We start from the raw sequence: 15,667 nt of genomic DNA, 5'->3' as shown, positions 1-15,667 counted from the left end.
GCAAGCTCATTTCATGAACTTACAGCTCCATCACTTATCATAGAATGTCTATTTACAGACTTTATTTCACAGACTCGGTATTTTCATTTACCTGCCTGCAGTCTTTTTATAAAATTATCCTAATTTCTCTAAAATTTTCTTAACATCGTATTCAGGAGCAAAGTCTTTAGCTACGTCATATATTTCTTTAATTTTGGAAACATCCTCTTCTAAGTCATCAGCAATCTGATTAACGGATTTTCCTTTGGATAATGTTTTACAGTTAGACAGTAATGCTATATTGCCGGAACAATTTCCACAGATATCTGATCAAATTTATTTTCTAAGTCCTTTGTGATATGTTCCTGTATCCTCTTAAAATCCTTAATTTTTACAATATCATTTTTGCTTTTAACATAAACCTCAATCCATGTTTTACGTCCGGTCTGGGTTACATCAAGAAAATCAAGGCTGTAGTCATAATTTTGAATATCCTCATTAACAACCTTTCTGATTTCATCCATAACATCCTGTTCAGGGGAGAAAAGAACTAACTCCTTAAGATTTTTTATAATCTGTAAAACCGGTTCCTTAACCAGGAACAAAGCCACAACAATGGCTACAGATGAGTCAATGTAAGGTATTACAAAGTTAAGCTTTGTATTTGCCAAAAACAGCTGGAATAAAAAAGCCACGGAAATTCCAAGAGTGCTTACAATATCAACCTTCCATAAATATAATTCCGATTTTATAATCATGGAAGAATATTTACGGCTTAAATGCTTCAACATCAGCAACATAACAATGCAACCACCACAAAGGGAAGCTTCATAAATTAACACGTTTAATGCATTAACTGTGTGTCCGCCGTGTAATAATACAACTACATTCGAAGCAATCATATTAATAACCACAATCAAAAGAACAACATATTTAATTAATACCAATAATGATTCAATTTGTGAACAGCCATAAGGTTTCTTTTCAGAAACAGGTTTATACAGAAATGGAACCAATGCAAACATTGGAAGCAAAAGAAGTAAATCAAATAAATCGAATATTCCGTCAGTCATTACGGTTTTAGAACCCAACAAAAATGAAGCTATAATTTCTAATAAAGTAAATGCAATGGTGCCTCCCAGTGAAAGCTTTAATATTTTGTTTTCTATTTTGTATTTCTCATCTTTCATAATGAATAAAAAATAATCCTTTCCAAAGAACAATAAATTTTATTGCCTTTTTTGTTCTACAATATAATAAAGTCTGGTATAATACTAATGTCAATATGCCTAAATACAGATATAATACCTAAAAATACTTATTATATCTATTATAATTGGCAAACAAACATTAGTATAATACAAGGAAAGAAACGAAAATGAAGCGAAAAAAGACTTTTAACATAGGAGAATTATCAAGATTATTTAATGTAAGCACGGATTCCATACGTTACTATGAAAAGATTGGAATACTTAACCCATTGCGAAATCAGGAGAACAATTACAGGGTTTATACCTTATCAGATATACGTCAGCTTACCATGATAAGAGAGTTGCTGGGACTGGACTTTTCCACCGAGCGGATAAAGGAATTTGATAAAAATCAAAATGTGGAAACCACTAAAACATTACTTACGGAGGAACTTAATATTGTTAATCAAAACATAGTTGAGCTGTTTGAAAAAAGAATAAGTATTGAGGCAAGAATTAAGTCCTTAGAAGAAAATATGAATCACACTGATTTAGAAAACATCAGGCTTAAAAATTTTGAAGAGAGACATTGTGTAATGATAAGCGAATCCAATTTAGATGATGATGACGTGGATTATTATCTTGTTAAATATATGCAGTCCCACAAAAACAAAGTAGACACAATAGGAGCCTGTGACTGTTATGTGTTAGACACAAGCAAAGTAAATGACGAGGACAATTCCTATATTACAAAGGGGGTGTTTTTCTATTCTGACACACTTTTATATAATAGTAATTATTCCCTTCCTGCCGGAAAGTACCTGTCTATTTTCTATAAAGGTTCATCTACAAGAACCAAACAGGGAGTGGACAAGCTAATAGCTTACGCTAAAGAACATCATCTGAAAATAACAGGTGATCCCATAGAATTTTGCCACATAGATGATTATGAAACATCCATAGAGGAAGAATGTCTTACGGAAATTCAACTTCCGGTAAAATAATGAATGGAAATAGTGTATTTTACAGTTGAACTGAAGGGTATAAGTGTTAAACTAAAGTTAATAAATATAAAAGGTGGTAGCCTATGAATAAAAAGACAATGAAAATGATAATTGCATCAGGAATTATTGTAATAGCAGTGACTATTTTGGCGGGAATTAATAATACGGGATTTAAAATGCCGGGTAGAGCTACGGTTAATTCTGTAATAGAGGCGGAGGAGACTTCTACAACGGTTACGGATTTTGAAAAAGAAAGACCGGTAATAGCTTCTATTGTTAATAACAGGAATGGCATTGCCATAACATGGAATAAAATAGAGGGGGCTACAGGCTATTATATTTACAGGGACGGAAAGAAAATCTGTCAGGTGAAAAAGGAGACAACTAAATATACAGACAAAGGAGCAAACAAAAACGGTACTTTATATGGATTTAGCATTATGGCGTATAAAACAATTAATGGAAAAACATATAAAAGCGTGATTTCTCCGGAAGTTAAAAGCTGTTTTCTTAAGGGAAGCAGCATTGATATATTAACCAAAAAAGCAGGAAATACTCAGGTTTCCTGGCGCAAAAACAGTAAGGCTAATGGGTATCAGGTACAGTATTCCACAAAGCAAAGCTTTAAAAAAACAGGGGTTAAAACAATAAAGGGACAAAACAAAAAATCTGCAAAGCTATCTAAACTAAAGAATACAAAGAGCTATTATGTAAGAGTAAGGGGTTATGTCAGGAAAGGAAAAAAGAAATATTATTCACATTGGAGTACCTGTGCCAAAATAATTCCATGGAATGGTAAATGGGAGTTTGCAGGTTATTCAAAAATACATACAGATTCAGCCACCTTATATTTTTCAAGTGCACCTAAAACTAAGAAAAAAACAGTGTGTATAAATGCAGGTCATGGAACTAAAGGAGGCGAAAGTGTTATGACTTTATGCCATCCTGATGGCAGTGGAAAAGTAACGGGAGGAAGTACGGCAGCAGGTGCCATAAGAGCTACGTCAATTAATAGTGGAACTGTTTTAAATGACGGAACCACAGAGGCGCAGGCTACATTGAAACTGGCAATGGTAGTGAAAAAGAAGCTTTTAAAAGCAGGTTATAATGTTTTAATGGTAAGGGAAGGCGAAGATTCCCAGATAGACAATATTGGAAGAACAGTGTTTGCCAATAACTGTGCCGATTATCACATTGCCCTGCATTACGATTCTTCATCATCTGATAAAGGGGCATTTTATATTAGCGTACCTGAAAATCAGTCATATAGAAATATGTATCCGGTTTCTAAAAATTGGAAAAAACACAATAAATTAGGAAAAAATCTCGTATGGGGAATGGAAAATGCAGGAGTTAAAATATATGGAAAGGGGGAAATGGCAATTGATTTAACTCAAACCTCCTACTCTACCATTCCATCGGTGGATTTAGAGGTAGGAGATAAGAGCAGCAATCATTCAAACAAGGCATTAAAAACCATTGCTTCCGGCATTGTTAAGGGCATGAATAAATAATTACCTTTTTTCTAACAAAAACAGACGGTTCATACCTTCCTGCCATGGGTATGGAAACTCTAAATATCGTAAAATGTTGTAGGACTTTTCAAAGCTTTGTTTCCAGGATGCCGTGTCAAGTTCACGGTATCTTAAAACCCCGTCCTCCTCAAAAAGATTGTCCTTAATCTGGGTCATCCCCCATTCAGCCATATCGGCTTTGTTGTAATAAGGATTTAATTTTACAAACATTAGACCTTTCGGGGATAAAAGATCAGTAAGGCGATTAAAGGTTTTTACAGCTACATCTTTAGGCATTACGTCTAAAACATTTGACAGTATTATTCCGTCAAAGGAGCCTTCCTCGTAGCTGTCAAAGTAAGATATGTCTCCTATATCGAAGTTAAGGCTTTTATAATTATTTACGGAAGTCATTTTGCGGGCATATTGGATGCCTGTTTCTGACAAATCAACTCCCAGACCAAAATTCATATTTCCAAATTCATAGCATTGAAAAATCACATCTCCGGTGCCACAGCCAAAATCCAAAATATTTTTACATTTGCTGGCAAAAATATCTAAGCAAATATCAAACATAGGCTCCACGGAAAGAGATTTTCCTTTTAAATCAACGATTTTGCAGTGGGAGTAAGTTTCGTTCCACATATTAACGGCACGATTGTAGTCCTGTTTTATTATTTCATCTTCTTTGTTCATTTTGCACACCTCTTTTTAGTATTTTTCAGTATTAACACAATTATAGATTCACTTTTTAAAAGAATCAATAAGTTACCGGAATGTTTTGTATGGGAAAAAAAGTCCGATTATGCTATTATAAATGTGTTTAAAAAGAGATTTAAGAGGATTTACATGACATTCGGGGAATTTATAAATAAGTACAATATACAATTAAATGAGCAGCAGTTAGCGGCAGTGAAATCTGTGGAAAAGCCAACTCTTATTCTGGCGGTGCCGGGAAGTGGAAAAACCAGAGTTCTTATAACAAGACTTGGCTACATGATTTATTGCCTTGGTATAGAGCCTGAAAGTATTCTAACCCTGACATACACAGTGCCTGCCACCATGGAAATGAAAACACGGTTTGCAGAGATGTTTGGACAGGAGATGGCAGGAAAACTTAATTTTAGGACAATTAACGGTATTGCAGCAAAGATTATTAACTATTTTTCGGAAAAATCTCACAAGGAGGTTTATAATCTGTTAGATAAGGAAAGTGACAGGTATCGTCTTTTGGCGGAAGCCTATACAGAGGCGGTAAACAGCCGACCTACGGAAAGCGATTTGATGAATCTGTCCACTAGAATAACTTATATTAAAAATATGGTGCTTTCAAAGGATGAAATAGCAGTTTTGGGGGAAAAGGAAGATATTCCCATACATAAAATCTTTGACATATACAATAAGAAACTTAGAGACGGCTTTTTGATGGATTATGATGACCAGATGATTTATGCCATAAATCTGTTAAAACTATGTAAGGATTTGCTTAGAGATTTTCAGGAAACATACAAATATATTTGTGTGGATGAGGCACAGGATACTTCAAAAATACAGCATGAGTTAATAAATATGTTAGCGGGAAAGTACCGGAAACTGTTTATGGTGGGGGATGAAGACCAAAGCATATATGGATTTAGGGCAGCATATCCGGAGGCACTTATTTCTTTTGAGGAAAATTATCCCGGGGCAAATGTTCTTTTAATGGAGGAAAATTTCAGGTCTGCCGGGAAAATAGTTAAGGCGGCAGATAGGTTCGTCAGTAAAAATACAATGAGGCATGAAAAGCATATGAAAGCCACAAGAGACATGGGAGTGGATATTAAGACAATAAAGGTAAATGATAGAAAAGACCAGTATTCCCATTTAATAGAGGCTGCAAGACAATGTCAGATGGAAAAATATGAGATAGAGCAGAGCAGGATGAAAAAGTATCAGACAGAGCAGAGCCGGATAAATGGGGTAGAATCCGGGTTTGAAGAAAAAACAATGGGACAGAAAGTAACGGCAGTGCTGTATCCGGAAAATGAGTGCATTTTGCCGGTTATAGACAGATTAGAGCGAATGAATATCCCATATTATGTGAAAAATAATGACCTGACATTTTTTTCAAACAAGGTGGTAAAGGATATTAGGGATATAATTTTATTTGCCCATGACACAAAGAATACTGAATTGTTTACCCGAATTTATTTTAAAGTTTCCACTTATATAGGCAGGGATTATTTAGATAGAATATATAGGTTAAGCAAAAAAGAAGATATTCCCATATTGCAGGCAGCTCTTAAAATACCTGAAATTCCTTCAGGAACTAAGCAAAGTGTTGGAAAAATAATCAGACAGTTTGAAAATCTGTTAAAGGATAATGGAGGACAGGCAATAGGCAGAATAGCCGGTACTATGGGTTATAACGACTATTTGCAGCGGTATAAAATTAAAACTGACAAAATAGACATTATTAAAGCTATTGCTTCCATGGAACCGTCGGCTATGAGAGTGGTAGAAAGGTTAGATGAACTGGCGAAAATAATCAGCACTAAGAAATTTAACAAAAACAGTAATTTTGTGCTGTCTACTATTCATTCAAGCAAAGGTCTTGAATATGACAGGGTATTTATAATGGATGGAAAAGACGGGATATTTCCATCTAAGGTTATTGCCAGACCTGAAAAAGCGGATAAAGAGAGCCTAAAGGAGTATGAAGAGGAGAGAAGGCTTTACTATGTTGCCGTTACAAGGGCAAAAGATGAGCTGGTTTTGTTTACTTTTGTTAACGCATCAACTTTTTCAGATGAATTGCTGGGGCTTGAAAAGGCAGATAGAAAACCATCAAGGTCAGGAAATACAATTAGTGTAAAAAATGGCTTAGTGGAAAAAACTAAAACCATTGATATAAGCGATGCCCGGTATAAAGAAAAGCTTGAAGAAATAAAGAGAACCGGAAAGGTTGTTCACAAGAAACTTGGGGAGTGTAAGGCACGGGTAATAGACGACAGAATGGTGGAACTGGAGTCTAAAACCAAAAAGATAAAGTGCGACTTGAGGATTATGCTTAAAAATCAGTTGATAGAGTAAAATGTAAATACACAGTCGAAATCTTCATATAAGTGGACTTTTGAATGAAAAATTGGACATTGGGGACGAAAAAGTGGACATTGGGGGCAAAAAAGTGGACATTGAAAGGGTACTTTCCGAAAAAGAAAGCAATTTTTCTGTAAAAACGAAAGTTCATATTCATAGACTTTTTGAAAAATTTGGATTTGATGAAGTATTTGGAAGAAGTGCAGTTATGGAACTTCTTGAACTGAAAAAATCAGGTGCATCAAAACTGATTTCTAATCTGGTACAGGCGGATATTATTGAATCGGTGTCCGGTCACGAAAAGGAAAGTACAGATTTAAAAAATAAATACCGGTATCAGGGATGTGGTAAAGCCTATAATTTATGAAACGGTATAGGATTACCGTTTCATAACTCTGCTCCGCAGAGCACGCTCCATCGGAGCTGGTCAACTACGCTTTTGAAAATATAATTATAGTTTAATAAAAGACTGTAGTTCAACAACTTGAACATACAGTCTTTTTGTGTACTAATTATTATTTGTCAGGGGTAGAGTCTGTAAAGCGTTGTAGAGCGCAAAAAAGCTTAATAACTGGTTATTTCTTATTTGCTAAGAGATATTAATTACCAACTTATTAACATTTCCCCTCTTCCCCTTCATAGGGATTAACATGTATCATAATATGTTTAACCTTTGGGAAGCGTTGTTCGATATTTTTGTGAACATCCTCCGCTACAGCGTGAGCCTTTTCTAAAGAATAACTTGCGTCAACCTCGATTTCCAAATCAATATAGATTTTATTTCCAAAGATTCTTGTTTGCAGCAGGTCAATGCCTAAAACATCGTCATGGCTGATTATATAATCATAAATTTCTTTCTCTGTTTTTTCGTCGCAACAATGGTCTACCATTTTGTCCATGGCATCTTTGAAAATACTATATGCAGCCTTGGCAATGAAAACAAAAATAACAAGACTGGCGATAGAATCCATAATAGGGAATCCTAAAATAGCTCCACCTACACCGATTAAGGCACCAATGGATGAAAAGGCATCTGAACGGTGGTGCCATGCATCAGCCATTAAAGCACTGGAATCTAACTTCTTAGCATAATGGCGGGTGTACCAGTACATAATTTCTTTAGTGGCAATGGAGACGATTGCTGCCACAAGGGCAAGGACTCCGGGAACTTCCATTGTTTCATAATTTCCCTTTATAATATTTTCCGCCGCATCTACACCGATGGCAAGACCGGTAATAAAGAGAACTATTGACAAAACAATGGCTGCCACACATTCCATTCGCTCGTGTCCGTATGGGTGTTCCCTGTCGGACTCTTTTGAAGCCAGCTTAATTCCTATTATTACCACAATTGTGCTAAAAACATCAGATGCCGAATGAATGGCATCACTTATCATAGCACTGGAATGTGCCACAACTCCGGCAAAAAGTTTGAAAAGTGATAATAGCACGTTTTCAATAATTGTAATAAAGGATACTTTGTTTGCAACCTTCTGAAAATCAAGGGTATCAGAATGGCTGCCTTCGGTCATAACTTTGTCTTTTTCCATATTAGTTACCTCCATAATATAAGATAGTTCTACGGCACCAGATATATGTGAGATTTTTAATATGCTTATAAAAAAGTATAAAAAAACACCCACGAATCAGTATAAGCAACTACTGTCCCGTGGATGAATAAATTCCACTGCCATGTTACGGCCCGACTCCTTAACCAAAGTTAATGGTCTGATCAGTTTGTACTGTAGATTATATGCAGTGCAAAGAGTATGTTCATAGTAGCACATTTATTAAAAAGCGTCAATTAATTTATGAAGGATATGATAAAACATCAACTTATAAAATATGATAAAGGTAAAAGTGTGAAACCACCGAAACAAACCGGGAAAAGAAGAATTTCATAGTCAAATCCCGGTACGAATCGCCCATTCGCCAGCTGAAATCAAAGAAAAGAACCGGGAAAACAAAGATTTGATGAAAAATTCCCGGTACGAATTGCCCCTTCCCCGGCTAAAACCACCGAAACAAACCGGGAAAACAAAGATTTCATAGAAAAGTCCCGGTAAAAATCACCAAAACACTGTGACCTTTGCCGGCTATAAGCGATAAAAAGCCTTCAAGTGCACCAGAAAGCCCCAAATACGTCCAAAAGCCTCCAAGTGCACCAGAAAGCCCCCAATACGTCGAAAAGTCTCATAAAAATATCATTGCCCATCACTATCCCTAAATATAAAAAAACTACCCGGAAATATCATTGCTTCATTTCCGGGTAGCATTTAAATATCTATCTCTTATTTACTTACCAAATCTGATTTTAGCATAGGCTTCAATTTCTTCCACACACTTTTCAAAACCAAGCTTGCCACTGTCTAAGCACAAATCATAGTCTCTGGCATCCGTCCATTTATGACCTGTGTGATAGTAGTAGAAATCAGAACGGTATTTGTTGGTACGTTCGATTTTACGCTGCATTTCCTTTTCGCTCATGCTATTTCTTTCCATGGCACGGGCAAGGCAGAAATCCTTGTCAGCATGAATGTAAACACTTAATACATTAGGTTCATCCCTTAATATGAAGTTAGAACATCTTCCAACAATAACGCAGGACTCCTTCTGAGCCAAATCCTTAATTACCTTTGCCTGATAATTGAAAAGGTTATCATCAGAAACGAATTCCTTATCTTCCGGTGGAAGGAGTTTACCTTCATAAGGGTGACTTAAAGTACGAAGCCATCCGGCACGACGGATTTTCTCGTCAGACATACCAAAAAGTTCTTCATTAATTCCACTATCCTCAGAAGCCATTTTTAAAATATCACGGCTGTAAAAGTTGACACCTAGTTTCTGAGCCAGCATGGCAGCAATTGTCTTTCCGCCACTTCCGTATTGACGGGAAATTGTAATAACAACATTCTCCATTTTACTTCCCTCCTTCTTTACATGTAATGCCATATTCTAAGGAAAAATGACATATATATCCCATTATTCACCAAGGTATGCCTTCTTGATAGAGTCATTTTCAAGCAGGTCACTGGCTTTACCCTCTAAAACAATCTTACCTGTTTCTAAAACATATGCTCTGTCAGCAATGGATAATGCCTTTTTGGCATTCTGTTCAACTAAGAGAACAGTAGTACCACTTTTGCTGATAGACTGAATAATATCAAAAATTTCATTAACAAGAATTGGTGAAAGTCCCATTGATGGCTCATCCATCAAAATAATAGACGGTTTTGACATCAAAGCACGACCCATGGCTAACATCTGCTGCTCACCACCACTTAAAGTTCCGGCAGCCTGGTTCTTTCTTTCAGCCAGTCGTGGAAAACGTTCATAAACACTCTTTAAATCAGCTTCAATATTATTTTTATCTTTTCTGGTATAAGCACCAAGCTTAAGGTTCTCATATACGCTTAATTCCGCAAAAACACGTCTTCCCTCAGGAACATGTGCCATTCCCATAGATACAATTTTGTGAGCCGGAATCTTTGTAATATCCTTTCCCTCAAAGAGGACTTTACCTTCTTTAGGAGAAAGCAAACCGGTAATTGTATGAAGAGTAGTGGTTTTGCCGGCACCGTTAGCGCCGATTAAGGCAATAACCTCACCTTTGTTTACTTCAAAAGAGATACCCTTAATTGCCTGTATCATACCATAATATACTTCTAAATCTTTTACTTCAAGCATTGCCATAACGGTTTCCTCCTATTCTCCAATATAAGCCTTGATAACTTGTGGATCATTTAATACAGTTGATGTATCACCCTGGGCTAAAACTTCACCAAAGTTAAGAACAGTCAACTGTTCGCAGATTCCGCTGACAAGTTTCATATCATGTTCAATTAAAAGTATTGTCATATGGAAATGATCTCTTACAAAACGAATCATATCCATAAGCTCTTCTGTTTCATTTGGATTCATGCCGGCAGCAGGCTCATCTAATAAAAGAAGCTTTGGTTCCGTTGCAAGAGCTCTTGCAATTTCCAATTTTCTCTGCTGACCGTAAGGAAGGTTCTGGGCTTCAACATTTGCATAATCTGCCAGTCCGAATACATCAAGAAGCTCCATGGCAATCTTATCCATTTCCTTTTCCGTTTTGTGGAAACGTGGAAGACGGAGAATACTGTCTAATGTAGAGTAATGATGCTTATTGTGAAGCCCTGCCTTAACATTATCAAGAACCGTCAATTGAGAGAAAAGACGAATATTCTGGAATGTTCTTGCAATCCCTGCTTTACTTATATCAATAGTAGATTTTCCTGTAATATCCACATTATCAAGAAGAATTTTACCACTGTCAGGTTTGTAAACTCCTGTAAGAAGGTTAAAAATAGTAGTTTTTCCGGCACCGTTAGGCCCGATAAGGCCATAAAGCTGCTCTTTTTTGATATTAATACTAAATTCATTTACTGCCCGGAGACCGCCAAATGAAATTCCCAGATTTTTTACACTTAATAAATCATCCATTATTTTGAAGCCTCCTTTTTCTTCTTCCCAAAGGAAAGATATTTTTCACGCCATTCAATTGCCTTAGGAGCCCAGTTAAAGAGCATCATAATAATTAAAACAATAGCGTAAATTAACATACGGTAATCTGACAACCCTCGAAGCAATTCCGGTAAAAGTGTAAGAATAACCGCAGATATAATTGAACCTCTGATATTTCCAATTCCACCAAGAACAACAAATACAAGAATGTTTATGGACATATTGTAACCGAAGTTATTAGTATTTGCCGTAAGGTTTGAAAGGTTGTGTCCGTAAAGAACACCTGCTGCACCTGCCATACCGGCAGAAATGGTAAAGGTCATAAGTTTATACTTTGTAATGTTAATTCCGATAGATTCAGCAGCAATACGATTATCACGAATAGCCATAATTGCACGACCGTCTCTTGAATGAATCAGATTTAATACTATAAATAACGTAATAAGGACTAAAATAAATCCAATAAGAAATGTTGCATCTTTAGGTGCACCGGTAATACCCTGAGGACCATTAACTAAAACCTTTCCGTCAGGATCCATGTTAAGGGACATAACATCTTTTGTGGAAAAATGAAAACCTTTTGAATCTTTTCCAATGTAAAGTACATTTACAAGGTTTTTAATAATTTCTCCAAAGGCAAGAGTTACGATTGCAAGGTAGTCACCCTTAAGACGAAGTACAGGGATTCCGATTATAATACCGAAAATGGCTGCAACCACAATTCCAATTAATAAAGCAATAAAGAAACGAAGAGAGGAATTGGTAATGGTATCGGACATGGTTTTTGAGAAAAATGCACTGGAAAAGGCACCAACACACATAAATCCCGCATGACCTAAGCTTAATTCACCAAGAATACCTACTACTAAGTTTAATGAAATTGCAAGTATTATATAAGTACAAAGAGGAACCATTAATCCCTGAAAAAGAGATGAAATCTGTCCTGAACCAATAAGTATCTGCATTGCTATAAATGCTACTATAACAATACCATAGGTGATTAAGTCGTTCTTTTTTTGTTTTGATAATTTCTTTAACATAATATTCACCTACACTTTCTCTTGGATTTTTTTGCCTAAAAGTCCTGTTGGTTTTACTAAAAGGACAATAATTAATACTGCAAATACAATGGCATCTGCCATCTGGGAAGAAATATATGCTTTACCAAATATTTCAATAACCCCAAGAAGAAGTCCTCCGATAAATGCTCCCGGAATAGAACCGATTCCACCGAATACAGCAGCAACAAAGGCTTTAATACCAGGCATGGCACCTGTATAAGGTGTAAGGCTAGGGTATGCGGAGCATAAAAGCACTCCGGCAATAGCTGCAAGACCTGAACCAATGGCAAAGGTAAGGGCTATAGTACCGTTTACGTTAATACCCATTAAAAGGGCAGCTCCACGGTCTTCTGAAACAGCACGCATTGCCTGACCCGGTTTGGTCTTTTGAACAAACAGCATTAAACATACCATAATTACAATACAAACCAAAATAGTTACAAAAGTTTCGCCGGAAATATTTAACTTTCCTCCTGCAAGAGACAATCCCTTCCATGAAATAACTGATGGGAAGGTCTGTGCGTTAGCACCGAAAAGTAAAAGTGCAACGTTTTGCAACAGATAACTGACACCGATGGCGGTAATAAGTACAACCAAAGAAGATGTAGCATTTCTAAGAGGTCTGTATGCAACTCTTTCTATAACAATACCTAAAACTGTACAGATAACTATAGAAATGAGTGTTGCCAAAAGCGGGGATAATCCGGCATTTGTCATGGAAAGTAAGGCAACATAACCACCTATCATAATGACATCCCCATGAGCGAAGTTAAGCATTTTTGCAATACCGTATACCATGGTGTAACCAAGGGCAATTAATGCATAAACACTTCCTAAGCTTAATCCGTTAATAAGATACGACACAAAGCTCATGTTTTTCCTCCTATTTTCTATTATTATACCATTTATAAGCAAAGAGAGCCTGTACGAGTGAAAAAAGCTCATACAGGCAATCTTGCAAAAAATCAATATTAACCTATTTTAATTTACTTTATTTAACTTTGTATGCACCCTTTTCAACAACGACAACTGTTGGCAACTTTGAAGGTTCTCCATCAGCAGACCATGTAATTTCTTTACCTGTAAGGCAATCCATCTTAATCTGTGTCATAGCTGCCTTTAATGCATCACATATATCTGATACGCTCTTATCAGGTGTAACCCCTGATTTTTCAATAGCTGCTTTAATTGTGTATACACAGTCGTAAGCATCAGCAGCAAACTGAATAGGTGTATCACCAAAAGCATCTTTGTATGCTTTTACGAATGCCTGAGTTTTTTCGTCTTCGGCATCAGCTGTAAACGGTGTAAGGAACATAAGTCCTTCTGCAAGGCTCTTGTCAAATCCGTCAAGGGCAAGGATTCCGTCCATACCATCGCATCCGAAATACTTAGGTGTAAAGCCGGCTTTCTTAGCCTGAGCAAGAATTAATGAAGTTTCCTGATAATAAATAGGAAGAAATACTAATTCTGCTCCTGAGCTCTGAGCTTTCTGAATCTGAACAGAGAAATCTGTCTTGCTGTCAGCTGTGAAAGCTTCAGCTGCTACAACATCAAGTCCTTTAGCCTTTGCTTCTTCAGCAAACTTCTGATAAATGCCTGATGAGTAAGGGTCTGAACTGTTATAAATAACGGCTACCTTAGAAGCAAGCTTGTTATCAGCTATGTAATCAGCAGAAGCAGAACCCTGGTTAGGATCTGAGAAACACATACGGAATGCGTTATCATACTGAATAGATTCAACAGCTGTAGCTGATGGTGTAAGCTGGAACATATTATCATTGTGTGTGTTCTCAACTACTGCAGTACATGGGTTAGATGTAACTGCACCGACTAACATCTGCATGCCCCAGTCCTTTAAACTGTTGTAAGCATTAACAGACTTTTCTGCATCACTCTGGTCATCTTCAAATTTATATTCAATCTTCTTTCCGTTGATTCCACCGTTTTTGTTAATTTCATCAACGGCAAGCTGTGCACCGTTTTTTACAGCCTTTCCGTAAATTGCAGCATCACCTGTTGTAGGTCCGATACCACCAATCTTAAATGTATCAGTTGAACCTGTACTCTTGTTTTCTGAGCTTCCGCAGGCACTCATTGATAATGCCAATACAGAAACCATTGCAAGGCTTACAGCCTTTTTCCATAATTTCATTAGAAATTCCTCCTTATTCTTTATATTAAATAGGTTATAATAGGTATGGTAATTTTAATCAGAAGTTTTGTCAATAGAAAATGAAAAATATCTCATATGACAACAAAATGTCCTGCCACGGGACAAAAAAGGTTTTTAAAGAAAAAATAAGGACAAAAGCGGACATTTCACCACGTTAAAATCAATATAAAAACCCTACGAAAATATACAAAATATACAAAAATAAAGAAAAAACAATAGCCTTATTGACAATAATGCATAAAAATATTAATATGACAACGTAAGACAAAACAAGACATGTTCTTACAGGGTTTCAAGCTATTGATCAATAAAATGAAATGAGGAAATACATATGAATACAAGAAAAGGTAAGGTCACTATTAAGGATATAGCTGATGCCTGTGGAGTTTCAATTAAGACAGTTTCCAGAGTTGTAAATGATTCGGAAAGCGTCTCTAAGAAAACCAGAGATATTGTAAACACCACAATAAAGGAACTGGGATATCAGACAAGCATTTTGGCTAAAGGTTTAAAAGGAGCAAAAACTAACGTAATAATGGTTTTTACAGACAGGCATGAGGAGGAACATTTAAGTTCATGGCATGTGGTTATGCTTAAGTATCTGTTCTCATATGCAAGGATGAAAAATCTGAAAGTAATTATGACACCAAGTAATAGTAACAGCTTTATTTCAGATGAAACAGACGGATATTATCTTTTGGAAAACGGACTGGCTGATGGAGTGATTTTACTGGAGCATGTATATGACGACCTTAGGGTAAAGTTCTTAAAAGAACGGGGTATTCCTTTTGTAATATTTGGACAGGTTGAGGACGACGATGTATGCTCCGTAAGCTTGGACAACTATTATGTAGGCTACAAGGGAGGAAGTTACCTTATAGGCAGAGGTTATAAATACATAGAATTTCTTGTTGGCGAAGAAAGATTTGACTCTAACAAATTAAGAGTAAAAGGATTTCAGGATGCCACAGGTAAGTCTGATGGCATATTTAACATAAGATATGGAGCAAGTACAGTAGATAAGGCATACAGAATTGCAAAGGGAGTTCTTGAAGAAGAAAAGCCGGATGCATTCTTTGTGTCAGGTGATGAAAGGGCAATAGGAGTATATCGGGCAATCCAGGAAGCAGGTTACTCCATTCCAAAGGATATAGCAGTTTTAGGAGTAGATAATATC

At 36.4% G+C, this 15,667-nt stretch carries 14 protein-coding genes and 1 riboswitch; of the genes, 5 read left to right on the top strand and 9 right to left on the bottom strand.

Annotated features, from left to right (window positions below):
* Positions 1–275 precede the first annotated feature (275 nt).
* Entirely contained in the window at positions 276–1,169 is an 894-nt protein-coding gene (locus Q5O73_RS06870; RefSeq protein WP_118589697.1) for a cation transporter, read from the bottom strand.
* A 188-nt stretch (positions 1,170–1,357) separates the two neighbouring features.
* Here Q5O73_RS06870 and Q5O73_RS06865 point away from each other — a divergent pair, with 188 nt between their 5' ends.
* Positions 1,358–2,173 carry a MerR family transcriptional regulator gene (locus Q5O73_RS06865; protein WP_021952555.1) on the top strand — a complete coding sequence of 272 codons (816 nt, stop codon included), beginning with the start codon at positions 1,358–1,360 and terminating at the stop codon, positions 2,171–2,173.
* 83 nt (positions 2,174–2,256) lie between these two features.
* Positions 2,257–3,687, top strand: coding sequence for an N-acetylmuramoyl-L-alanine amidase (locus tag Q5O73_RS06860; protein ID WP_302669332.1), 1,431 nt, complete (start codon positions 2,257–2,259; stop codon positions 3,685–3,687).
* Here the strand turns inward: Q5O73_RS06860 and Q5O73_RS06855 are convergent, their stop codons facing one another.
* On the bottom strand, positions 3,688–4,383 hold the full coding sequence (locus Q5O73_RS06855; RefSeq protein ID WP_302669331.1) for a class I SAM-dependent methyltransferase: 696 nt from the start codon (positions 4,381–4,383) through the stop codon (positions 3,688–3,690).
* A gap of 153 nt (positions 4,384–4,536) precedes the next feature.
* Between Q5O73_RS06855 and Q5O73_RS06850 the strand changes: the two genes are divergently transcribed.
* Complete coding sequence (locus tag Q5O73_RS06850; RefSeq protein ID WP_302669330.1) at positions 4,537–6,759, top strand: ATP-dependent helicase; 2,223 nt, start codon at positions 4,537–4,539, stop codon at positions 6,757–6,759.
* Between the two features lie 40 nt (positions 6,760–6,799).
* Entirely contained in the window at positions 6,800–7,132 is a 333-nt protein-coding gene (locus tag Q5O73_RS06845) for a hypothetical protein (RefSeq protein WP_302669329.1), read from the top strand.
* A 247-nt stretch (positions 7,133–7,379) separates the two neighbouring features.
* Here the strand turns inward: Q5O73_RS06845 and Q5O73_RS06840 are convergent, their stop codons facing one another.
* The 7 genes from Q5O73_RS06840 to Q5O73_RS06810 form a co-directional block, all read right to left on the bottom strand.
* A complete protein-coding gene (locus Q5O73_RS06840) occupies positions 7,380–8,315 on the bottom strand; it encodes a cation diffusion facilitator family transporter (protein WP_302669328.1) in 936 nt (311 codons plus the stop codon).
* A 110-nt stretch (positions 8,316–8,425) separates the two neighbouring features.
* Positions 8,426–8,511: riboswitch (NiCo riboswitch) on the bottom strand.
* Between the two features lie 549 nt (positions 8,512–9,060).
* Positions 9,061–9,684 carry an AAA family ATPase gene (locus Q5O73_RS06835; RefSeq protein WP_302669327.1) on the bottom strand — a complete coding sequence of 208 codons (624 nt, stop codon included), beginning with the start codon at positions 9,682–9,684 and terminating at the stop codon, positions 9,061–9,063.
* 63 nt (positions 9,685–9,747) lie between these two features.
* Entirely contained in the window at positions 9,748–10,458 is a 711-nt protein-coding gene (locus Q5O73_RS06830; RefSeq protein ID WP_021952548.1) for an ABC transporter ATP-binding protein, read from the bottom strand.
* A 12-nt stretch (positions 10,459–10,470) separates the two neighbouring features.
* Positions 10,471–11,232: an ABC transporter ATP-binding protein gene (locus Q5O73_RS06825; protein ID WP_021952547.1), complete on the bottom strand. Its 762-nt coding sequence runs from the start codon at positions 11,230–11,232 to the stop codon at positions 10,471–10,473.
* Positions 11,232–12,293, bottom strand: coding sequence for a branched-chain amino acid ABC transporter permease (locus Q5O73_RS06820; RefSeq protein WP_021952546.1), 1,062 nt, complete (start codon positions 12,291–12,293; stop codon positions 11,232–11,234). The genes Q5O73_RS06825 and Q5O73_RS06820 overlap by 1 nt, the downstream gene beginning before the upstream one ends.
* 9 nt (positions 12,294–12,302) lie before the next feature.
* On the bottom strand, positions 12,303–13,187 hold the full coding sequence (locus tag Q5O73_RS06815; protein ID WP_021952545.1) for a branched-chain amino acid ABC transporter permease: 885 nt from the start codon (positions 13,185–13,187) through the stop codon (positions 12,303–12,305).
* A gap of 118 nt (positions 13,188–13,305) precedes the next feature.
* Positions 13,306–14,469 carry an ABC transporter substrate-binding protein gene (locus Q5O73_RS06810; RefSeq protein WP_302624054.1) on the bottom strand — a complete coding sequence of 388 codons (1,164 nt, stop codon included), beginning with the start codon at positions 14,467–14,469 and terminating at the stop codon, positions 13,306–13,308.
* Positions 14,470–14,821: 352 nt separating this feature from the next.
* Here Q5O73_RS06810 and Q5O73_RS06805 point away from each other — a divergent pair.
* The coding region (locus tag Q5O73_RS06805) for a LacI family DNA-binding transcriptional regulator (RefSeq protein WP_302669326.1) at positions 14,822–15,667 on the top strand (846 nt) is incomplete at its 3' end.

This window comes from Eubacterium sp. AF15-50 (assembly GCF_934835595.1).
Lineage (GTDB): Bacteria > Bacillota > Clostridia > Lachnospirales > Lachnospiraceae > Eubacterium_G > Eubacterium_G segne.
The sequence above is the reverse complement of the archived record's forward strand: the minus strand, read 5'-3'. Positions and strand labels throughout refer to the sequence as shown.